This is a genomic window from Plantibacter sp. MMLR14_011 (genome assembly GCF_001865025.1).
In the GTDB taxonomy this organism is placed as follows: Bacteria; Actinomycetota; Actinomycetes; order Actinomycetales; family Microbacteriaceae; genus Plantibacter; species Plantibacter flavus_A.
In genome coordinates, this window is sequence record NZ_MJGW01000008.1 from 226,091 (window position 1) to 246,219 (window position 20,129).

The 20,129-nt window shown below is 69.0% G+C and carries 17 protein-coding genes; 14 read left to right on the forward strand and 3 right to left on the reverse strand.

Annotated elements, in window-relative coordinates:
• The first annotated feature begins 36 nt into the window (after positions 1-36).
• Genes secD through BIU99_RS05520 form a run of 3 tightly spaced genes read left to right on the forward strand, consistent with a single transcriptional unit; the run spans position 37 to position 5,129 of the window.
• On the forward strand, positions 37-1,788 hold the full coding sequence (gene secD, locus BIU99_RS05510) for a protein translocase subunit SecD (RefSeq protein ID WP_071260131.1): 1,752 nt from the start codon (positions 37-39) through the stop codon (positions 1,786-1,788).
• Positions 1,788-2,825, forward strand: a complete 1,038-nt coding sequence (gene secF, locus BIU99_RS05515; RefSeq protein WP_071260134.1) for a protein translocase subunit SecF — start codon at positions 1,788-1,790, stop codon at positions 2,823-2,825. The genes secD and secF overlap by 1 nt, the downstream gene beginning before the upstream one ends.
• Before the next feature lie 48 nt (positions 2,826-2,873).
• On the forward strand, positions 2,874-5,129 hold the full coding sequence (locus BIU99_RS05520; protein WP_064293821.1) for a bifunctional (p)ppGpp synthetase/guanosine-3',5'-bis(diphosphate) 3'-pyrophosphohydrolase: 2,256 nt from the start codon (positions 2,874-2,876) through the stop codon (positions 5,127-5,129).
• Here the strand turns inward: BIU99_RS05520 and BIU99_RS05525 are convergent.
• The 3 genes from BIU99_RS05525 to BIU99_RS05535 all read right to left on the reverse strand — a co-directional run bounded on the left by BIU99_RS05525 (position 5,116) and on the right by BIU99_RS05535 (position 8,057).
• Entirely contained in the window at positions 5,116-5,793 is a 678-nt protein-coding gene (locus BIU99_RS05525; protein ID WP_071260137.1) for a hypothetical protein, read from the reverse strand. The genes BIU99_RS05520 and BIU99_RS05525 overlap by 14 nt on opposite strands.
• A gap of 94 nt (positions 5,794-5,887) precedes the next feature.
• Complete coding sequence (locus BIU99_RS05530) at positions 5,888-7,117, reverse strand: DUF349 domain-containing protein (RefSeq protein ID WP_371263757.1); 1,230 nt, start codon at positions 7,115-7,117, stop codon at positions 5,888-5,890.
• Between the two features lie 133 nt (positions 7,118-7,250).
• A complete protein-coding gene (locus tag BIU99_RS05535; protein ID WP_071260142.1) occupies positions 7,251-8,057 on the reverse strand; it encodes a peptidylprolyl isomerase in 807 nt (268 codons plus the stop codon).
• Between the two features lie 184 nt (positions 8,058-8,241).
• Between BIU99_RS05535 and BIU99_RS05540 the strand changes: the two genes are divergently transcribed.
• From BIU99_RS05540 to BIU99_RS05590, 11 genes are all read left to right on the forward strand, one after another.
• Positions 8,242-9,693 carry a replication-associated recombination protein A gene (locus tag BIU99_RS05540; protein ID WP_082915828.1) on the forward strand — a complete coding sequence of 484 codons (1,452 nt, stop codon included), beginning with the start codon at positions 8,242-8,244 and terminating at the stop codon, positions 9,691-9,693.
• Positions 9,694-9,915: 222 nt separating this feature from the next.
• Positions 9,916-10,545, forward strand: coding sequence for a 30S ribosomal protein S4 (rpsD, locus tag BIU99_RS05545; RefSeq protein ID WP_064293825.1), 630 nt, complete (start codon positions 9,916-9,918; stop codon positions 10,543-10,545).
• A gap of 160 nt (positions 10,546-10,705) precedes the next feature.
• Positions 10,706-10,939: a hypothetical protein gene (locus tag BIU99_RS05550; RefSeq protein WP_064293826.1), complete on the forward strand. Its 234-nt coding sequence runs from the start codon at positions 10,706-10,708 to the stop codon at positions 10,937-10,939.
• Positions 10,940-11,008: 69 nt separating this feature from the next.
• Positions 11,009-13,663, forward strand: coding sequence for an alanine--tRNA ligase (gene alaS / locus BIU99_RS05555; protein ID WP_071260145.1), 2,655 nt, complete (start codon positions 11,009-11,011; stop codon positions 13,661-13,663).
• Position 13,664: 1 nt separating this feature from the next.
• Positions 13,665-14,135, forward strand: a complete 471-nt coding sequence (gene ruvX, locus BIU99_RS05560; protein WP_064293828.1) for a Holliday junction resolvase RuvX — start codon at positions 13,665-13,667, stop codon at positions 14,133-14,135.
• 13 nt (positions 14,136-14,148) lie between these two features.
• Entirely contained in the window at positions 14,149-15,720 is a 1,572-nt protein-coding gene (gene mltG, locus BIU99_RS05565) for an endolytic transglycosylase MltG (protein ID WP_254773578.1), read from the forward strand.
• 16 nt (positions 15,721-15,736) lie between these two features.
• Positions 15,737-16,636 (forward strand): shikimate dehydrogenase, encoded by a 900-nt coding sequence (locus tag BIU99_RS05570; RefSeq protein WP_071260368.1) that lies wholly within the window; start codon positions 15,737-15,739, stop codon positions 16,634-16,636.
• A gap of 94 nt (positions 16,637-16,730) precedes the next feature.
• Positions 16,731-17,945 carry a chorismate synthase gene (gene aroC / locus BIU99_RS05575; RefSeq protein WP_064293830.1) on the forward strand — a complete coding sequence of 405 codons (1,215 nt, stop codon included), beginning with the start codon at positions 16,731-16,733 and terminating at the stop codon, positions 17,943-17,945.
• Entirely contained in the window at positions 17,938-18,456 is a 519-nt protein-coding gene (locus BIU99_RS05580; RefSeq protein WP_071260148.1) for a shikimate kinase, read from the forward strand. Before aroC ends, BIU99_RS05580 begins: the two co-directional genes overlap by 8 nt.
• A complete protein-coding gene (gene aroB, locus BIU99_RS05585) occupies positions 18,453-19,550 on the forward strand; it encodes a 3-dehydroquinate synthase (protein WP_071260151.1) in 1,098 nt (365 codons plus the stop codon). Before BIU99_RS05580 ends, aroB begins: the two co-directional genes overlap by 4 nt.
• A 52-nt stretch (positions 19,551-19,602) precedes the next feature.
• Entirely contained in the window at positions 19,603-20,046 is a 444-nt protein-coding gene (locus tag BIU99_RS05590; RefSeq protein WP_071260154.1) for a type II 3-dehydroquinate dehydratase, read from the forward strand.
• Positions 20,047-20,129: the final 83 nt, after the last annotated feature.

The following is a 20,129-nucleotide window of genomic DNA, read 5'->3' on the forward strand; positions in this document are numbered from 1 at the left end:
CGTGCCACCGCCGGCAGAGAAAGCTGAGTTCCGAGTTTGGCAAAGTCGACTCCGGTCAAGAAAGCGTGGCGTTCGCTCACCTGGCTTGGCGTAATCCTCATCGGTTTGTTCGCGATCAACGCGGCCGGGGTCCTCTGGGGGAACAGCTCATGGGCGCCCAAGCTGGCCCTCGACCTCGAGGGTGGCACCCAGATCATCCTCGCGCCGAAGCTGGAGTCCGGCCAGACGGTCTCCAACGAGCAGCTGAACCAGGCCGTGGCGATCATCCGCCAGCGCGTCGACGCGTCCGGCGTCTCGGAGGCGGAGATCACGACGCAGGGTCAGAACGTCGTCGTCTCGATCCCGGGAACCCCCGACGAAGCGACACTGAACCGCATCGAGAGCTCCGCGAAGCTCGAGTTCCGTCCGGTCCTCACCTCGCAGCAGCTGACTCCCGGTCAGCCGTCCAACACCTTCATCGGTGAAGACGGCGCCTCGACCCCGTATCCGACGCCGGATCCGGGCCTCGAAAGCACGCCGACCGCGTCGCCGACCAACGCGAGCGACCTGTCGCAGGTGACGCCCGCGCTGTACGCCGCCTTCCAGGCCTACGACTGCGCCGCGAATGCGGATTCACTCGACGCCACCGCCGCTCCCGCAGCCGAGCCGCTCATCACGTGCGACGTCGACGGCACCTTCAAGTACGTCCTCGGCCCGGTCGAGGTGTCCGGAGAAGACCTCTCCGACGCGAGCGCCGGCATCAAGACGACGTCGTCGGGTGCCAGCACGGGCGAGTGGGCGGTGTACCCGGTCTTCAACGAGAAGGGCACTGCGCTCTTCGCCGACGTCACCGGTCGTCTGACCTCGCTGCAGAGCCCGCAGAACCAGTTCGCGATCGTGCTCGACGGCAACGTCATCTCCGCACCGCAGTCGCTCGCCGTCATCTCCGACGGCAAGCCGGAGATCAGCGGCTCCTTCACCGAGGAGTCCGCCAAGACCCTCGCCGATCAGCTCAAATTCGGCGCACTGCCGATCAGCTTCGTCGTGCAGAGCCAGGACACGATCTCGGCAACCCTCGGTTCGACGCAGCTGGAGAGCGGCCTCATCGCCGGTCTCATCGGGCTCATCCTGGTCGTCATCTACACGCTGTTCCAGTACCGGCTCCTCGGCACCGTGACCATCGCCTCGCTCGTCGCGGCCGCGGTGCTCACCTATGTGGTGATCCTGCTCATGTCCTGGCGTCAGGGCTTCCGGCTCTCCCTCGCCGGCATAGCGGGCCTCATCGTCGCCATCGGCTTCACCGCGGACTCGTTCATCGTGTACTTCGAACGCATCAAGGACGAACTCCGCGACGGCCGCGGCCTGGAGTCCGCCGTCGAAGCCGGCTGGAAGCGCGCCAAGCGCACCATCTACGCGGCGAAGGGTGTCAACCTGCTGTCCGCCGTGGTGCTGTACGTCCTCGCGATCGGCAACGTCCGCGGCTTCGCCCTGACCCTCGGCGTCACCACGATCATCGACGTCATCGTCGTGCTCCTGTTCACGCACCCGATGATGCAGCTCCTCGGCCAGACGAAGCTCTTCAACAGCGGCAAGCCGTTCACCGGTCTCGACCCGTCGGCGCTCGGCGCCATCTACCGTGGTCGTGCAGAGTTCCGGAAGCCCGTCTCGGTGCCCGGCGCCAAGGCCGCGTCCAGCAGCCGCGAGGCGGCCAAGCGCCAGACGATCGCCGAGCGCAAGCAGGCGGCCCTCGTCGGAGGCGGCTCCGACACCAGAGCAGACGATCTGCCGACCGATGGGAAGGACTCCTGATGGGTGCGTTCGCACGGTTCGGAAACGAGCTCTACACCGGGAAGCGCTCCTACGACTTCGTCGGCAAGCGCAAGATCTGGTACACGATCGCCATCGTGGCGGTCGTCCTCTCGGTGTTGATCCCGGTCGTCAAGGGCGGATTCAACTTCGGCATCGAGTTCCGCGGTGGTTCGCAGTTCCAGATCGCCGACGTCAAGAGCACCGATCAGACGCTGGCCGAAGACGCGGTCGCGTCCGTCGTCAGCGGCGCGACCACCCACGTGACCGTCGTGGGCGGCAACTCGGTCCGCGTGCAGACCGACCAGCTGAAGAACGACAAGGTCACCCAGCAGGTGTCGGCAGCCTTGGCCGAGGCCTACGGCGTCGAACAGTCCGACATCACGAGTTCGTTCATCGGCCCGTCATGGGGTCAGGACGTCTCCAAGCAGGCGATCGTCGGCCTCATCGTGTTCCTCGTGCTCGCGGCGATCCTCATGGCCCTGTACTTCCGCACCTGGAAGATGTCCGCGGCCGCGCTGCTCTCCCTCATGCACGACCTCATCATCACGGCCGGTGTCTACGCCGCGACGGGCTGGGAGATCACGCCGGCCGCCATGATCGGCTTCCTCACCATCCTCGGGTTCTCGCTGTACGACACCGTCGTGGTGTTCGACAAGATCCGCGAGAACACCACGCTCGACGCCGACGGCGCGGCCCGGACGTTCGGGGAGTCGGTGAACCTCGCGGTCAACCAGACCCTGGTGCGCTCGATCAACACCGGCGTGGTGGCGGCGCTCCCGGTCGCGGCGATCCTGTTCTTCGGCGCCTTCGTCCTCGGTGCCGACACGCTGCGCGACATCTCGCTCGCCCTGCTGGTCGGTATCCTCGTCGGCACGTACTCGACGATCTTCGTCGCTGCACCGCTCTACGCGAACTTCCGGCACAACGAGCCCCGCATCGCCAAGCACGACAAGCGCGTGCTGCAGGCGCGCGATCGCGCTCAGACCTCGGATGACGCCGAGGGCGAACGCACGGAAGACGCGCCGCTGGCGCGTTGACCCTGACAGCGACCGACAACCGCGTGCACGAGCGCAGGGAGGCCTGAGATGGCGGACACCACGACATCCTCGACGGCCTCCCTGCGCCGTCTCGTCCCACGGATCTTCTCGAAGGCGCAGCCGGCCGGCGCCGTCGACACCCTGATGCGGACGGTGCGGCAGCACCATCCGAAGGCCGACCTGGCGCTCATCGAGCGTGCGTACACGGTCGCCGAGCGGGCCCACTCCGGCCAGAAACGCCAGAGCGGCGAGCCGTACATCACGCACCCGGTCGCCGTCTCCCAGATCCTGGCCGACCTCGGCATCGGACCGAAGACGATCGTCGCCGCCCTCCTCCACGACACCGTCGAGGACACCGACTACTCGCTCGACCAACTCCACGCCGACTTCGGTGACGAGGTCGCCATGCTCGTCGACGGCGTCACGAAGCTCGACAAGGTCAAGTACGGCGACAGCGCACAGGCCGAGACGGTCCGGAAGATGATCGTCGCGATGTCGAAGGACATCCGTGTCCTCATCATCAAGCTCGCCGACCGGTTGCACAACGCCCGGACCTGGGGATTCGTCCCGGCGGAGAAGGCGGCGAAGAAGGCCACGGAGACCCTCGAGATCTACGCACCGCTCGCGCACCGCCTCGGGATCCAGGCGATCAAGTGGGAGCTCGAAGACCTGTCCTTCGCCGTGTTGTACCCGAAGCTCTACGCCGAGATCGAGTCGCTCGTCAAGCAGCGGACACCGCAGCGCGAGGAATACGTGCAGCACGTCATCGACGCGGTGAACGAGGATCTCAAGGCGCAGAAGATCCGCGGCAAGGTCGCCGGTCGCCCGAAGCAGTACTACTCGATCTACCAGAAGATGGTCGTCCGCGGCCGCGAGTTCGACGACATCTACGACCTCGTCGGCATCCGTGTCCTCGTGAACTCGCTGCGCGACTGCTACGCGGTCCTCGGGTCGATCCACGCACGGTGGACGCCCGTCCCAGGGCGTTTCAAGGACTACATCGCCACGCCGAAGTTCAACCTGTACCAGTCGCTGCACACCACCGTCGTCGGACCGGGCGGGAAGCCCGTCGAGATCCAGATCCGCACGAACGAGATGCACCAGCGGGCCGAGTTCGGCGTCGCCGCGCACTGGAAGTACAAGGAGCGGATGAACAGCGGGAAGGCCGCGTCCTCCGCTGAACCCGACAGCTCGATGGCCTGGCTCGCGCACATCTCCGACTGGCAGGCGGAGACGGCGGACCCGGGGGAGTTCCTCGACTCGTTGCGGTTCGAGATCGGTGCGAAGGAGGTCTACGTCTTCACCCCGAAGGGGCGTGTCGTGGGCCTGCCCGCAGGCGCGACGCCGGTCGACTTCGCCTACGCCGTCCACACGGAGGTCGGCCACCGGACGATGGGTGCCCGGGTCAACGGGCGGCTCGTGCCGCTGGAGAGTTCACTCAACACCGGCGACGTGGTGGAGGTCTTCACCTCGAAGAACCCCGACTCCGGTCCGAGCCAGGACTGGTTGAACTTCGTCAAGAGCCCTCGGGCGCGGAACAAGATCCGCCAGTGGTTCACGAAGGAGCGTCGCGACGAGGCGATCGAGCAGGGGCGCGACGCGATCGCACGGGCGATGCGCAAGCAGAACCTGCCGCTCCAGAAGCTCATGAACCAGGACTCGTTCGCCGAGGTCGCGGCGCAGCTGCGCTACGAGGACGTCACGGCACTCTATGCGGCCGTCGGCGAGGGCCACGTCTCGACGCAGTCCGTGCTCGAGAAGGTGGTCGCGCTCCTGCAGAAGGACGCCGACAGCGAGCACGCCGAGTACACCGTCCCGGTGCGTGGGAGCCGCCGTGAGCGGCTGCAGAACAGCGACTCCGGGGTCCTCGTGCTCGGTGCTCCCGACATCCTGGTCAAGCTCGCGAAGTGCTGCACCCCGGTGCCTGGTGACGAGATCGTCGGGTTCGTCACGCGGGGCTCCGGCGTCTCCGTCCACCGTTCGGACTGCCACAACGTCCAAGGCCTCCTGCAGGAGCCCGAGCGCATGATCGATGTGGAGTGGGCGCCGTCGTCGAAGAGCGTGTTCCTCGTCCAGATCCAGGTCGAGGCACTCGATCGAGCTGGACTGTTGTCGGATGTGACGCGGGTGCTGTCCGAGTATCACGTCAACATCCTGTCGGCGACGGTGAACACCTCGAGCGACCGCCTGGCCATCAGCCGCTTCGTGTTCGAGATGGGCGACACCACCCACCTCGACCGAGTGCTGAACGCGGTCCGGCGGATCGACACCGTCTACGACGTCTACCGGGTCAACGGCGGCTGAGCGGGAGCGACCAGGACGCCAGTTCGCTCCGAGTCGGCTCGAGGCCGGGAAGCATCTCCTCGGTGGCACTCGACACGACACGGACGATCCGTGTGCCGCCGAGGACCCGCGGGACGGAGCGGACCCATGCGACGACCTCCTCGGGGGTGGTGAGCCCGAGCAGGAAGTAGTTGCGGATCGTCGTCATGGCCTCCTCCGCGTCGGCCCCGGTGCGCCGTGCCAGATCCGCGACCGTGCGCGTGGGGGTCGTGACCCGCAGTGCGCCGCACCGCTCGCTGTCGTCGGCGCGGAGTGACACCTGACGCAGACGCAACCGGGGCGAACGCGCGCTTCGCCGTTCCATCGACACGAAGCCCGTGTGGACCCTCGGTGCGATGAGCGCCGCGCCGTGCAGCCAGGCGGCACTCGTCTCAGCGATGACCGCGCCGGCCAGCCCGGGCAGCTGTTCGAGGACCGCCGCGCGCAGCCGGACGGTGTCGGGTTCGTCGACACTGCAGTAGCCGTCTTCGAAGGCGAAGATCTCGCCGTCGAGCCGCGCGGCGGCGAGCTCGGCGACGGAGAGCTCGGGTGGCTGGAGGTAGGCGGGGAGGCGGCTCGTGGAGGGCGATGGATCCGTCGCGCAGCCTGGCTCGATGGGGGAGGACGTCTGGAGTGCCGTGGACATACGACGATCCTCCTGCAGCCGTCCGGCAGCAGGAGGATCGTCGACGGATCTGTGGAGAACCGCGACCGTCACGCGGTTGGTGGAGCGGATCCGCCTAGCGGATCGCCCCGAGCCACGCCTTGCGTGCATCCAGCGCCTCGATGGCCGCGGTGAGCCGGTCGGCGTCACCGGAGGCTCGTGCCGCCTCGACCTCGTCCTCGAGCTTGGCGATGGCGTCGGCGAGCTGGCTCGCGAGCCCCTCGGTGCGCGCCTTCGTCTCGGGGTTGTTGCGCTTCCAGTGCTCGTCCTCGAGCTGCTTGACGTGGGTCTCGATCTTGCGGAGACGGTCTTCGACGACGCGGACCTGCTCGCGCGGGACCTTTCCGATCTCGTCCCACCGACGCTGGATGTCGGTGAGCGCCTTGCGCGCCGAGTCCCGGTTCGTGTCGGCCAGGATCGGCTCGGCATCCGCCAACACCAGGAGCTTCAGATCCAGGTTGCCCTGGAACTCCTCGTTGTCGCGCGCGTCGATCTCGGCCTTCGCACCGTAGATCGCGTCGCCCGCGGCCTTGAACTTCGCCCAGAGCGCGTCATCCTGGCGCTTCCCGGCACGCGGGGAGGCCTTCCACTCGTCGAGCAGGCTGCGGTAGGCGGGGATGCCCTCGGCGCCCTTGGCGATGAGGGCCTCGGCGCGCTCGACGAGCTTCTGCTTGATCGCGCGTGCCTCCTTGTGGACAGAGTCGAGCTCCGTGTAGAACGCACGACGGTGCTGCTCGATCGTCGCGCGTGCCGTCCGGAACCGCTTCCAGAGGTCGTTGGCGTCGTTCTTCGCGAGACGAGGTCCGTCGTGCTGCTGGCGCTGCCACTCGGCGAAGAGTTCGTCGAGCCGCGCCGAGGTCTGCTTCCACTGCACCCGTGCCGGATCCTGCTGCGCGAGCTGCTCGGCCTCCTCGACGATCGCGAGACGCGCACGTGCCGCTTCCTCGAGGGCTGCCTTGGTCTCCTGGCTCTGCGCCTCGGTCAGCTCGCTCACGGTGCCGTCGAGCGCCGCGAGGCGGGTCAGGAGCGCCTGGAGGTTGCCGACCGCGTTGGCGGACTCGACCTGCTTGGTGATCGACTTCACGGCCTTCGCGACGTCCGTCGCCGGAGCACCGCGCTTCGCGCGCTGCTCGAGGAGCGTCACCTGTCCGGCGAGGTCCGTGAACTTGCGCTCGAAGTACGCGAGCGCCTCCTCCTTGGAACCGTCGGGGTACTGTCCGACCGCTCGTTCGCCGTCGGCCTCACGGACGTAGACGGTGCCGTCGTCGTCGACACGACCCCACGGTTCGATCTCTGGACTGGTCACGCGCATCACCCTTGCTGTGTGTTGACCGCCGTTCGTGGCGATCGTGATCGATCCACAAGCCTATTACCCCGAGTCCTGCTCGGGGCGACCGCTTGCGCCGGTCGGTTCCGTCTGGTGCAGGTTACTGCACGCGCTACTGGACCGTCACCGAGGTGATGGTGGCGGGGACCGCTGGAGCACCGTCACCGCTGCCGTCTGCGACACCGCCGGACACGACACCCGAGACGAGCTGGTCGAGACCGCTCGTGATCTGGCCGAGCACGGTGTAGCCGCCGGCGGCGTCGGACGGGATGGTCGAGTCCTGGTACACGAGGAAGAACTGCGAACCGTTGCTGTAGCCGTTCCCTCCCTGGCGCGCCATGGCGATGGTGCCGGCCGGGTAGACGTCGTCCGTCGGTGCGTTCTCGACCGGGCCGTAGCTGTACCCGGGGCCGCCGGTGCCGGTGCCGTCGGGGTCGCCGCACTGCAGGACGTAGATGCCGCTCGTCGTGAGGCGGTGGCACGTGACGCCGTCGTAGAAGCCGGACTGGGCGAGGGAGATGAAGGAGGAGACGCCCTGCGGCGCGCAGGCTCCGTCGAGGGTGAGGTTCATGACGACGTCGTTGATCGTCATCTCACCGCTCCAGTCGCGGTCCTCGGCGATCGTGCTCGCGGGGACTTCGCCGGTGTTCGCGCCGTCGGTGGCCCCGGTGACACCGCAGGCCCCGGCCTCGGCGGAGGCGGTGGGCGTCGCGACCGGGGTGCCCGGACCGCCGGCGAAGAAGAACACCTGCGCAGCCGTGGCGCCGGCGAGGACGACGACGAGCGCCGCAGCGGCGATCACGTTGTCGCGGACGCGGCGCTTGGAGCGGTGCTCGTGCACGGTGCGCCGGGCGTTGTAGGCGCGCAGCCGTGCGCGTGCTGCGCGTGCCTCTTTGTCCGGACCCTTGCTCGTTGCCACGTCGTTCCCTCCAGGTGCCGTCGGCCGAGCGGCGGCATCGCGCTGTCATCTGGCACCACGCCCGCGGCGGACTGCCCAGGAGAACCTTACGGGGAGCGCTCCGCGCGGACCAAACGGCGCACGACGGCGGCGACCCCGTTCTACAGCGGGTCCGCGTGTCGCAGGCTGCGGCTAGCCTGGTGGAATGTTCAGTCGAGGACCCGGCATCGCCGGCGCACCGGTCCCGCTCGCGGTGCGCATGCGGCCCCGCAGCCTCGAGGAGGTCGCCGGCCAGCAGCACCTGCTCCGTCCCGGCTCGCCGCTCGTTCGCCTGGCGAGCGACAACGAGGGGACGCAGGCGGCCGTGTCGGTCATCCTCTGGGGTCCTCCGGGCACCGGGAAGACGACGCTGGCGCAGGCCATCGCGCACAGCTCCGGCCGCCGGTTCGTGGAGCTCTCGGCAGTGACGGCGGGCGTCAAGGACGTCCGGCAGGTCATGGAGGAGGCGATGTCGAGCCGCGACCTCTACGGCAGCTCGACCGTCCTCTTCCTCGACGAGATCCACCGGTTCACGAAGGCCCAGCAGGACGCCCTGCTCCCCGGCGTGGAGAACGGCTGGGTCATCCTGGTCGCCGCGACGACCGAGAACCCGTCGTTCTCCGTCATCTCCCCGCTGCTGTCGCGTTCGCTGCTCCTCACGCTCGAACAGCTGAGCGACGACGACCTCGGCATCCTCATCGACCGCGCCGTGACCGACCCGCGTGGCCTGGCCGGTCGCTTCACCGTGACGCCTGAGGCCCGCGCCGCGATCATCCAGTTGTCATCCGGCGATGCCCGACGTGCCCTGACGGCGCTCGAGGCCGCCGCGATCGCCGCCGACTCCGATCTCGGCGCTCCGGTCGACCCCGATGAGCTCGATCTCGACGATGCGGGCCTCCTCGACGTCGGCGATGAGGACGACGAAGACGACGAAGACGGGGTGGACGACGACTCCGACACCGCGACGCGGGCGCCCCGCGGCCCCGTCATCACCGACGAGCTCGTCTCGCAGGCGGTCGACCGAGCCCTGCTCCGATACGACCGCAACGGCGACGAGCACTACGACGTCATCAGCGCGTTCATCAAGAGCATCCGCGGATCCGACGTCGACGCCGCGCTGCACTACCTCGCTCGGATGATCGAGGCGGGGGAGGACCCGCGCTTCATCGCCCGCCGCATCATCATCTCCGCGGCCGAGGACATCGGCATCGCCGACCCGCAGGCGCTGCCCATCGCCGTGGCGGCCGCCGACGCCGTCCAGTTCATCGGCATGCCCGAGGGTCGCATCCCGCTCGCCGAGGCCGTGGTGTACCTGGCCACCGCCGCCAAGTCGAACGCGGCCTACGTCGCCATCGACCAGGCCATCGCCGACGTCAGGGCCGGAGCCTTCGGACGTGTTCCGAAGCCGATGCGCGACGCCCACTACGCGGGCGCCAAGCGCCTCGGACACGGCAAGGGCTACCGCTACCCGCACGACCACCCGATCGGCGTCGTCGCCCAGCAGTACCTGCCCGACGAGCTGCGCGACGTCCGGTACTACCAGCCCACCGACCACGGCCACGAACGCGACATCTCGGCGCGGTTGGACAAACTCCGGAAGATCGTCCGGGGCGAGTGATCGTCTGGTCACGGCGGCCCGGCGACCGGGGCACATCGTGCTAGTATTGATCCGCCTAGAACCGGTGTGACTGCGCGGCTGCTCGATCACCGTGTTCGACGGGCGTGTTCTGTAGCCGAACAGCCCCGGCGGACCCCTCTGACTTTGTCCGGTGTGATTCCGGATCACCGACGCGTCTTCGCGCCGGTCATTCATCGTTTGAGACTTCATCGAAAGGAAACCGTGTCTACCAAGTCACGTACCCGCAGCAAGACCCGCCTCTCGCGGGCACTCGGCATCGCCCTCACCCCGAAGGCCGCCAAGTACCTCGAGAAGCGTCCCTACGCTCCCGGTGAGCACGGCCGCACCAAGCGCAAGGCCGACAGCGACTACGCCGTCCGTCTGCGCGAGAAGCAGCGTCTGCGCGCCCAGTACGGCATCCGCGAGGCTCAGCTCAAGATCGCCTTCCAGGAGGCACGTCGCACCCAGGGCCTGACGGGTGAGAACCTCGTCGAGATCCTCGAGACCCGTCTCGACGCGCTCGTCCTCCGTGCCGGCTTCGCCCGCACCACGGCTCAGGCCCGCCAGATGGTCGTGCACCGCCACATCATGGTCGACGGCCAGCTCGTCGACCGCCCGTCCTTCCGCGTGAAGCCGGGTCAGCTCATCCACGTTAAGCCGCGCTCCGAGGGCACCGAGCCTTTCCAGGTCGCCGCTGCCGGCGGTCACGTCGACGTCCTGCCGAAGGTGCCCGCGTACCTCTCGGTCGAGCTCGACAAGCTCCAGGCACGTCTCGAGCGTCGCCCGAAGCGCGCCGAGGTCCCCGTGACCTGTGAAGTGCAGCTCGTCGTCGAGTACTACGCAGCCCGCTAGAACTGCGGCCCGGCTCCGGGCACCACACGAAGAGGCATCGGCTCCGGCCGGTGCCTCTTCGTCGTCGTACGACGCCATCGGTCCACCGCGCTCGACTACGATGGATGCTTGGTACGCCCGGCGACGCCCGGGTGGTCGCACCGCAGATGAGGAGTTCCCCATGAAGAACGTGTTCTGGCTGATCGTCGGCATCGGCGCCGGCTTCGTCGTCGCCCACGAGATCAACAAGACACAGTCCGGCAAGCGGTTCTTCTCCGAGCTGGACTCACGCGTCAGGGAGTTCACCGACACCGTCGGCGACGCCTACAAGGAGCGCGAGGCGCAGCTGCGCGACACGGCGGAGACCGTCGTCGCGCGCGTCGAGGACGCCGCAGAAGACCTCACCAAGCCGTAGCGGCACGCCCGGACGGGCATCGCCGCAGCGCACGAACATCGACACGCACACCCCTGACGTACGGACACCATGGACACCGCTGACATCCGCTCCCGCTGGCTCACCTTCTTCGGCGATCGGGGGCACACCGTCGTCCCCTCCGCCTCCCTCGTCAGCGACGACCCCTCGCTCCTCTTCACGGTCGCCGGCATGGTGCCGTTCGTGCCGTACCTCACCGGTGTGGTCCCCGCGCCGTTCGACCGCGCCACGAGCGTCCAGAAGTGCATCCGCACCAACGACATCGAAGAGGTGGGCAAGACGCCCCGGCACGGCACCTTCTTCCAGATGAACGGCAACTTCTCCTTCGGCGACTACTTCAAGGAGGGGGCGATCACCTACGCGTGGGAGCTCCTGACCGGCAGTGAGTCGAGCGGCGGACTCGCCTTCGACGAGAAGGACCTCTGGGTCACCGTGTACAAGGACGACGACGAGGCGATCGACCTCTGGAAGCGCGTCGCAGGGCTCCCCGAGCACCGCATCCAGCGGCTCGATAAGGACACGAACTACTGGTCGACGGGTCAGCCAGGACCGGCCGGCCCGTGCTCGGAGATCTTCTTCGACCGCGGTCCCGCGTACGGCGCCGACGGCGGCCCGGCGACCGACGACGACCGGTACGTCGAGATCTGGAACCTCGTGTTCATGCAGTACCTGATCGAGAACGTCCGCGGCAAGGTCGACTTCGACATCGTCGGCGAACTCCCGAAGAAGAACATCGACACCGGCATGGGGCTCGAGCGGGTGGCCTTCCTCAAGCAGGGCGTCGAGAACATGTACGAGATCGACCAGGTGCGCCCGGTCCTCGATCGCGCCGCCGAGTTGAGCGGCCGTCGCTACGGCGCCGACCACGACGACGACGTCCGGATGCGCGTCATTGCCGACCACGTGCGTTCCTCGCTCATGCTCATGAGCGACGGCATCACGCCGTCGAACGAGGGACGCGGGTACATCCTCCGCCGCCTCATGCGACGGACCGTCCGTGCGATGCGTCTCCTCGGCGTCGACACCGCGACGTTCCCCGAGCTGTTCTCCGCGTCGCGCGACGCCATGAAGGCCGCCTACCCCGAGGTCGAGACCGACTTCGGCCGGATCTCGCAGAGCGCCTACGCCGAGGAGGAGACCTTCCTCCGGACACTGGCCAGCGGCACGACCATCCTCGACCTCGCGCTCGAGCAGACCAAGGGCACAGGCCGGACGGCCCTCGCCGGGGATTCCGCGTTCCTCCTGCACGACACCTACGGGTTCCCCATCGACCTGACCCTCGAGATCGCGGAGGAGGCCGGCCTCTCCGTCGACCGAGACGCGTTCGATTCGCTCATGACCGCCCAGCGCCAGCGCGCGAAGGCCGACGCGAAGGCGAAGAAGAGCGTCCTCGCCGACCTCTCGGTCTACAGCGACATCCGCGCCAAGGGCGAGACCGTGTTCACCGGCTACACCGAGCTCGAGACCGAGAGTCGCATCCTCGGCATCATCGTCGGCGGCCACCCGGTGCAGCGCGCGGTCGCCGGTGACATCGCCGAGGTGATCCTGGCGGAGACCTCGCTGTACGCCGAGTCCGGCGGGCAGGAGGCCGACCAGGGCGTCATCGTCGGACCCGGATACGAGCTCGAGGTGCTCGACGTCCAGAAGCCGGTGAAGGGTCTCATCGCGCACAAGGTGCAGGTGAGCCAGGGCGAGGTGGGCGTTGACGCACCGGCGACGACCATCGTCGACGCGAGCTACCGCCGCGGCGCGCAGCAGGCGCACTCCGGCACGCACATCATCCACGCCGCTCTGCGGCAGGTGCTGGGCGACAGCGCCCACCAGTCCGGTTCGTCGAACAAGGCCGGGTACCTGCGGCTCGACTTCACCTGGAACCAGCCGCTGTCGCCGGCGACGAAGTCGGAGATCGAGGAGATCTCCAACAACGCCATCCGCGACAACCTGCAGGTGACCACCCGCGAGATGGCGCTCGACGACGCGAAGGCACTCGGCGCCATGGCACTGTTCGGCGAGAAGTACGGCGAGACCGTCCGCGTCGTCGACATCGGCGGGCCGTGGTCGCGTGAGCTGTGTGCGGGCACCCACGTCACCTCCAGCGCCGAGATCGGGTTGATCAACCTGGTCAGCGAATCGTCCGTCGGCTCGACGAACCGTCGGGTGGAGTCGCTCGTCGGACTCGAGGCCTTCCGCGACCTCGTCGCCGAGCGTGCGCTCGTGTCACAGCTCTCCGGCAGCCTCAAGACGCCGAAGGAACAGCTGCCCGACCGCATCGCGGAACTCGTCGCGAACCTCAAGGCGGCTGAGAAGAAGATCGCCGCGTTCGAAGCCCGTGGGCTGAGCGAACGTCTCCCGGCACTGGCGCAGACCGCTCACCGCGTCGGCCCGGTGTCGCTCGTCGCCGAGCACCTGGGCGAGCTCGGGTCACCGAACGACGTCAGGACGCTCGTCACGCAGCTCCGCGAGCAGCTCGGCGCGAGCCCGGCGGTCGTCGCCCTGGGCGCGGTCGTCGGCGGGAAGCCCGCGATCGTCGTCGCGACGAACCAGGGTGCCCGCGACGCCGGACTCAAGGCAGGCGTCCTCGTCCGGGTCGCGGCCGGCGTCCTCGGCGGCAACGGCGGTGGGAAGGACGACCTCGCACAGGGTGGCGGCGTCGACGCCACCGCGCTCGGCGACGCCCTCGCGGCGATCGCCCGCGAGATCGCCTGACATGACGGACGGGTTCCGTCGCGGTGTCCGACTCGGGATCGACGTCGGGAAGGCCAGGGTCGGGGTCGCGAGAAGCGATCCCGACGGCCTGTTGGCCACGCCGGTGGAGACGGTCCCACGGGACCTGGGCGGCGACGCCGACATCCGGGCGATCGCGGTCATCGCCGAAGAACTCGGCGCCGTGGAGCTCGTCGTCGGTCTCCCGATCGCCCTGTCGGGGAAGGACACGGCGTCCACACAGGACGCCCGGGAGTTCGCCGCCCGGCTCAGGTCGATCACCGGTGTCCCGGCCCGTCTCGTCGACGAGCGGCTGACGACGGTGACCGCCCACGGCGCCTTGCGCTCCGCTGGGAAACGACAGAAGCAGACGCGCTCGATTGTCGATCAGGTGGCGGCCGTCATACTCTTGCAGTACGCCCTCGACGCCGAACGCGGTTCGGGGCGACCCCCCGGAAGCCCCGTCGACCCGTGAACAGGACGTGCCTGTGTCGAATCTGACACCTCAGAACAACCCAGCAGACGATCCGCTCGCCGACCTCTTCACGTCCGAACGGAACGCCGCGGGGGACCAGCCGGTGCCACTGTCCCGACGCGAGGCACGTCAGCGGCGGGAGGCCGCCGAAGCCGCCTCGACGCCGCCCGAGCCCGTCGATGAAGACGCCGCGAGCGACACGGCCGAACCGGCCCCGGCCGGTTCCAGATCGGTCGACGCCACGTCCGTCGACGCCCCCTCGACCGCCGCGTCGTCCGGTCACTCCAGCGTCGGCGAACCGGCCGCGAGCGCCACACCCTTGAGCGCGCCGACCTCGCGTGCACCTGAGTCGGACGACACCGACTCCTCGGTGTCCCGGGCCAGGACCATGACCATCCCCGCGTTCGAGGACCTGCTCGCTGAGGACGACACGGCGAACGACAGCGGGCCGCAGCCGATCCATCGGGGGCGCCGTCGTGCGCTGGCCGGCGGGGAACCGCCGAAGCGCCGTCGTGGTCGTCGCGGGCTCATCGCGCTCATCGTGTCCATCGTGGTCGTCGGGGGTCTCGTCGCGTGCGCCGCGGTCGTGTGGACGAGTTACGAGCCGCAGATCCGCAAGGTCCTCGGCTGGGAGGAACCGAACGACTACGAGGGTGCCGGCAGCGGCGAGGCCGTCGTCATGGTCAACGAGGGCGACATCGGCGAGGACATCGCGACGAGCCTGCACGACGCGGGGGTCACGAAGTCGTTCGACGCCTTCTACGACCTCCTCCTCGCACAGCCCACCCAGCCGGAGTTCTTCCCTGGCGCCTACAAGCTGAAGCTCAAGATGAGCGCCAAGTCCGCCCTTGCGGCCCTGACCGATGAGGCGAACCGCATGGAGGACACCTTCGTCATCCCCGAGGGCACCGCTGAGCAGGACGCCCTGCCGTCGATCGCGGAGGGCACCGGCATCCCGCTGGAGGAACTCCAGGCGGCGGCCGCCGACGTCGCGTCCTTCGGTCTCCCCGCAGAGGCGACCTCGCTCGAGGGGTTCCTCTTCCCGGCGACCTACAGCCTCCCCGACGGCGGCGATGCGCACGCCGTCCTCCAGACCCTCGTGAACCGGTCGTTCCAGGCGCTCGACGACGCCGGGGTGAAGCCCGAGGACCGCTGGAAGACCATCGTCCTGGCCTCGCTCATCCAGAAGGAGGCGGGCCTCCGCGACGACTACTACAAGGTGTCGCGGGTCTTCCTCAACCGGCTGGACCCGGCCCAGTGGGAGAGCGGTCTGCTGCAGTCCGACGCGACGGTCGCGTACGGGACGGGCAACACCCACCGGGTGTCGACCACGGACGCCGAGCGCGCCGACGCTTCGAACCCGTACAACACCTACGTCCATCCGGGCATGGTCGTGCGACCGATCTCGAACCCGGGCGACCTCGCGATCGATGCCGCGCTGCACCCGGCCGACGGCCCCTGGCTCTACTTCGTCACCTGGAACCTCGATTCCGGTGAGACGATCTTCTCCACCACCCAGGAGGAGCACGAGGCCGCGGTCGACAAGTGGCTGTCCTGGATGGACGAGCACCCCGAGTACCAGTAGCGGGAGCATGGCGCACATGCGTGGAACAGGGCCGGGTCACGGCCAGGACGGGCAGCCGCGGCTCGCCGTGCTCGGCGCGCCCATCGCCCACTCCAAGTCGCCGGCACTGCATGAGGCCGCCTACCGGGTGCTGGGGCTCGACTGGGACTACGGTCGCCACGAACTCGAGGCGGCTGAGCTCTCGGCCTTCCTCGACGACCTCGGCTCGGACTGGCGGGGGCTCTCGCTGACCATGCCACTGAAGCATCGCGCGCTCGAGCTGGCCGACGTGGCCGACCGCGCCGCAACCGAGACCGGGGCGGTCAACACGCTGCGTCTCCGACGAGCCGATGACGGATCCCGTCGGATCGAGGGGTTCAACACCGACGTCGGCGGTATCGTCCGCGCGATCGGGGCGGCCGGTGTCGACACGATCGCGTCCGCGGTCGTCCTGGGCGGGGGAGCGACGGCTTCCTCGGCGATCATGGCGGCGGCGGACCTCGGTGCCGAGCACGTCCACGTGGCGCTCCGACGACCGGCCCAGGCGCGACCACTCGAGGACCTCGCCGGCCGGCTGGGGCTGCGGTTCGCCTCAGGGCCGTTCGACGGTGAGACGCCTGACGCACCACTCGTGATCAGCACCCTTCCGGGCGGCGCCCTCACCGAACCGGGTCCGGTCCTGTCCCATGCTCCAGGCGCGCTCCTCCTCGACGTCGCGTACGACCCGTGGCCGAGCGTGCTCGCGGAGGCCTGGTCGCAGGCCGGCGGGTCGGTCCTCAGCGGGCTGTCGATGCTCGTGCACCAGGCGTTGCTCCAGGTCCGGATCTTCGTCCTCGGCGATCCGCTCCTGCCGCTCGACGACGAGACGACGGTGCTCGGGGCGATGCTCGACACGGTCCACCTCGATCACACCGGGGCGCCGGTCGCCTGGCACTGACCGCTCCGGACGCATCCGTCGCCCACCTGCACACCCGCCGGGCCGTCGACCGAAGGCGCACGATCGCGTCCCGGCTCTATGGAAGGATAGGACCATGCTTCGTTGGCTCACTGCCGGAGAGTCTCACGGCCCGGAACTCATCGCCGTCCTCGAGGGACTCCCGTCCGGCGTCCCCATCTCCATGGACGGCGTCCGCGCCGACCTCGCCCGACGGAAGCTCGGCTACGGCCGAGGATCCCGCATGAAGTTCGAGGAGGACGAGCTCAACCTGTCCGGCGGCGTCCGCCACGGCTTCTCCATGGGCAGCCCGATCGCGATCCGCATCGGCAACACCGAGTGGCCGAAGTGGGCCGAGGTCATGAGCCCCGAGCCGACCGAGATCTCCGACAAGTCGCGTGGCCGCAGCGCCGCGCTCACCCGTCCGCGTCCCGGCCACGCCGACCTGACGGGCATGCAGAAGTACGGCTTCGACGAAGCGCGTCCCGTGCTCGAACGCGCCAGCGCACGCGAGACCGCTGCGCGCGTCGCCCTCGGCGCCGTCGCGCGCTCCTTCCTCGGCGAGCTGGGCATCACCCTCGTCAGCCACACGCTGTCGATCGGCCCGGTGCGCGTCCCCGAAGACAGCCCGCTGCCGGTCCCGGCCGACGTCGACGCGCTCGACGCCGATCCGCTGCGCTGCTTCGACAAGGCGACCTCGGAGCGCATGGTCGCCGAGGTCGACGCGGCCAAGAAGGACGGCGACACCCTCGGCGGCATCGTGGAGGTCCTGGCCTACGGACTCCCACCGGGACTCGGCTCCTACGTCCACTGGGACCGCCGACTCGACGCACGCCTCGCGGCAGCGCTCATGGGCATCCAGGCCATCAAGGGTGTGGAGGTCGGCGACGGCTTCCTCACGACGACGCGTCGCGGTTCCGCGGCCCACGACGAGCTCGTCCAGGAGAGCGACGGCATCGCCCGGCAGAGCGACCGCGCCGGCGGCACCGAGGGTGGCATGACCACCGGTACCGTCCTCCGCGTCCGCGCCGGCATGAAGCCGATCGCGACCGTCCCGCACTCGCTCCGCACGGTCGACGTCGCGACGAGCGAGGCCGCCACCGCGCACCACCAGCGCTCGGACGTCTGCGCGGTCCCGGCCTCCGGTGTCGTGGCCGAGGCGATGGTGGCCCTGGTCCTCGCCGAAGCGGTGCTCGAGAAGTTCGGTGGCGACTCCGTCCCCGAGACGAAGCGCAACCTCGACGGATACCTGGCAGCGATCCCGTCGAACCTGCGCACGCGAGGCGACCACGCCTCCAGCGCCGATGCCTGAGCAGGCCGCCGATCTCCGACTCCCCGTCGTCCTCATCGGACCGATGGGATCGGGGAAGAGCCGGGTCGGCAAGCAGCTGGCGAAGCGCCTCGGTCTGCCGTTCGTCGACACCGACAACGTCGTCTCCGGCGAGCACGGCGCGATCGCGCGCATCTTCGAGCGACACGGCGAGGCCCACTTCCGCGCGCTGGAGCGGGCGGCGGTCGCCGCCGCACTCGAGCAGTCGGCGATCGTGTCGCTCGGCGGGGGAGCGGTGCTCGACGAGGACACGCAGCTTCAGCTCGCCGATGCACGCGTCGTGCTGTTGACGGTGACCGAAGAGGCCGTGCTGGCACGAGCCAACCTCGACAAGCGTCCACTCCTCCGTGACGACCCCGGCGCGTGGTCGCGCATCGCCGCCGCCCGGCGTCCCGTGTACGAACGACTCGCGGATGTCACCTTCGACACCTCGCACCGACCCATCTCAGGCATCGTCGACGAGCTCGTCGCCTGGGTGAAGGAGCCTGCATGAGCACCGAACCGACCACCCCGACCGAGCGGACCGTCATCGAGGTGACGGGATCCTCCCCGTACCCCATCACGATCGGGAGAGGGCTGGAGGACGTGCTCGTCGACGCCCTCGGGACCGGCGTGCAGCGGGTCCTCATCGTCCACCCGGCGACGCTGGGCGAGAAGGCTGCCAAACTGCGCGAGACCCTGAGCGACCGGTACCAGGTGCTGCTCGCCGAGGTGCCGGACGCCGAGGCCGGGAAACGGGTCGAGGTGGCCGCGTTCTGCTGGGGAGTCCTCGGCCAGGCGGACTTCACGCGCTCCGACGCGGTCATCGGGTTCGGCGGTGGCGCCGTCACCGACCTCGCAGGCTTCGTCGCCGCCACCTGGCTGCGCGGCGTCCGACTCGTGCAGGTCCCCACGACGGTCCTCGGCATGGTCGACGCGGCCGTGGGCGGCAAGACGGGCATCAACACCGCGGAAGGCAAGAACCTCGTCGGCGCCTTCTACGCCCCGGCAGCCGTCGTCTGCGATCTCGACACGCTCGACACCCTCCCGAAGAACGAGATCCTCGCCGGGTTCGCCGAGGTGGCCAAGGCCGGGTTCATCCGCTACGCGGAGATCCTCGATCTCATCGAGGCCGACGTCGACGCCGCGACCGACCCCGAGACACCCGCCTTCCGCCGCTGCATCGAGCTCGCGATCCGGATGAAGGCCGACGTCGTCAGCGAGGACTTCACCGAGCAGGGCCTTCGCGAGATCCTCAACTACGGGCACACGCTCGGGCACGCCATCGAGCACGCCGAGCGGTATCAGTGGCGACACGGTGCCGCGGTGGCGATCGGCATGATGTACGTCGCCGAGCTGTCCCGCCTCGCCGGCCGACTGTCGGACGAGGTCGTCGACCGCCACCGTCGCGTCCTGGAGCTCCTCAGCCTGCCGATCGCCTATCCGGTGGGCCGCTGGAACACGCTGCTCGCGACGATGCAGCGCGACAAGAAGACGCGCGGTTCGATGTTGCGGTTCATCGTGCTCGACGACCTCGCCAAGCCGACCGTCCTCCAGGGGCCCGAGACCTCGCTGCTCTTCGCCGCCTACCAGGAGATCGGCTCCTGACCGACGCCGGTGCGCTCCGCGAGCGCTCGTCCCGAACGGATACCCTCGACTCATGACCACCGTGCTCGTCCTCAACGGACCGAACCTCGGACGCCTCGGCAGCCGTGAACCCGACGTCTACGGCTCGGCCGACCTCGTTACGCTGCGCACGGTGCTCGAGGCCGACGCGGGCGACGGGACGCGGATCGACCTGCGTCAGACGGACGACGAAGGCGAGCTGATCGGCTGGCTCCACGAGGCCGTCGACTCCGGCACGTCCGTGATCCTCAACCCCGCGGCGTTCACCCACTACAGCTACGGGCTCCGTGACGCGGCGGCGATGGTCACGAAGGCTGGCCTCCTGCTCGTCGAGGTGCACCTCTCGAATCCGCACGCCCGCGAGGCCTTCCGTCACACGAGCGTGATCTCCGGTGTCGCGACCGGCGTGATCGCCGGTTTCGGCTTCGACTCGTACCGCCTCGCCCTCGACCTCGTGGTGCGCCGCAGCGCCGAGTGAGGTGCGCGGCGCCATGATCCACCGCGGGCGCGTTGGTCACGGGTCCTCGCAGCGGTTACACTCGTTCGTTGGGTCGTATCCGG